The sequence below is a fragment of the Alcanivorax sp. HI0083 genome, assembly GCF_001635175.1.
Genome location: NZ_LWFX01000819.1, coordinates 1 through 406, shown reverse-complemented (window position 1 = coordinate 406; position 406 = coordinate 1). Strand labels below are relative to the sequence as shown.

At 57.9% G+C, this 406-nt stretch carries 2 protein-coding genes; both read right to left on the bottom strand.

What is annotated here, in order from left to right; genetic code table 11:
* Positions 1-222, bottom strand: a 222-nt coding sequence (locus A3754_RS07895; RefSeq protein ID WP_197468560.1) for a DoxX-like family protein, incomplete at its 3' end; no start/stop codon positions are given.
* Between the two features lie 3 nt (positions 223-225).
* Positions 226-406: thiol-disulfide oxidoreductase DCC family protein (locus A3754_RS07890; protein ID WP_156496909.1), on the bottom strand; the 181-nt coding region annotated here is incomplete at its 5' end.

The window sequence follows — 406 nt, the reverse complement described above, 5'->3', positions numbered from 1 at the left end:
GATGACATAGGGCCAGCGCTGGCGGTAAAAGACCAGCATCAGCAACCCGAGCACCACTTCCAGCCCACCCCCCACATAAGAAAGCAGGTGCGCCTGTGCCTCGTTCAGACCAAGCGCCATATTCATGCGCAGCTCATCCGCATGGGGCCCCAGCCACTTCGGCACAATACCCTGGTAAAGCCAGATAAAGGCGATGGAAAAACGGCAGACCTGGAGAGTCATCGCCTATTTCGCCCCCAGAAAACGGTCTGCATGGTCCGGCGAAGGCAGCACGCAGGCATCATATTTGCCAAAAATACGGTAGCGATTGTGCGCCATACGGTCGTATAGCCAGTCACGTATGCCACGCGGGCATATCAGCGCCATTGCCGCCAGTGGCCACGGGAAAGGAAGCCCCCTAAGCACT